Raw genomic sequence first — 1,244 nt, forward strand, 5'->3', positions numbered from 1 at the left:
CGACGGGCCGTTCGGCGCCGTCAGACCGTTCGACGCACCGTCCTGATTCACCGCCGACCCTCGTACCACCGCCAGCACCCGATGCCCCAGACGCCGCGCGTCCGACAACCGCTCCACCAGCAGCATCCCCACACCCTCGGCCCACCCCGTACCATCCGCCGCCGCAGAAAACGCCCGGCACCGCCCGTCCGGGGACAGGCCGCCCTGCCGGGAGAAATCGATAAAGGTGGTGGGGGTGGACATGACGGTGACGCCGCCGGCCAGAGCCATGGTGCACTCGCCCGCACGTAGGGCCTGGCAGGCCATGNCTCCAACCCGAAGGTGTAGGCGACCCGGCCCGAGGCGATGCTGCCCGCGCTGCCGTGGACCAGGTACCCCTCGAAGCCCTCCGGAGCGGTGGAAAAGCGCTGGCCGTAGTCGTGGTAAACAAGTCCGGCGAAGATTCCGGTGTGACTTCCACGTACGGAAGAGGGAGGAATTCCTGCCCGCTCGAAGGCTTCCCAGGAAATTTCGAGAAGAAGTCGCTGCTGTGGGTCCATCGCGAGCGCTTCGCGCGGACTGATATCAAAGAAACCGGCGTCGAATTCGGCTGCCTGGTGAAGAAAACCGCCCTGCCTGGTGTATGACGTGCCCAAGTGCTCAGGGTCCGGGTCGTAAAGTCGATCGAGGTCCCAGCCGCGGTCGGTCGGGAATCCGGAGATCGCATCCCGTTCGGCCACGAGGAGGTCCCAGAGCTGTTCCGCAGACCGAACGTCGCCCGGATATCGGCACGCCATGCCGATGATCGCAATGGGCTCGCCGGTATCGACGGTGGTACTCGGAAGGCGACTGTCGAATGTTTCGGCCTGCGTGCCCAGGAACTGATGCCGCACATGCTGTGCGAGTGCGACGGGATTCGGATGATCAAAAACAATCGTTGAGGGGAGGCTGAGGCCGGTAGCCTCGCACAGGCGATTGCGCAGCCGGACAGCGATCAGGGAGTCGAACCCCAATTCCTTGAACGCGCGTTCCGCCTGGATATTTTCCGGACTCCGGTGGCCGAGCACAGCGGCGACGTGAGTGCGGACGACTTCGAGGAAGGTCTGTTGTTGTTCGTCCGGCGTCTGTCGCGCGAGCTCTCGGCGGAATATTGCCGCGGATGGTTGTTCCGTTGTGAGGGAGTCGGCGGTGGTGGCGGGGGTAGCACTCGCGTCGTCCTGCGAAGCGGCCGGATTGATCCAGTAGTGGTGGTGTTGGAAGGGGTA

1 pseudogene is annotated in these 1,244 nt (G+C 64.6%); it reads right to left on the minus strand.

From position 1 onward, the window contains the following. Nucleotides 1-1,244 (minus strand): annotated as a pseudogene (locus RKE29_RS29950) (beta-ketoacyl synthase N-terminal-like domain-containing protein); the annotation flags it as partial.

It is taken from the genome of Streptomyces sp. B1866, from assembly GCF_031932565.1.
GTDB lineage: Bacteria > Actinomycetota > Actinomycetes > Streptomycetales > Streptomycetaceae > Streptomyces.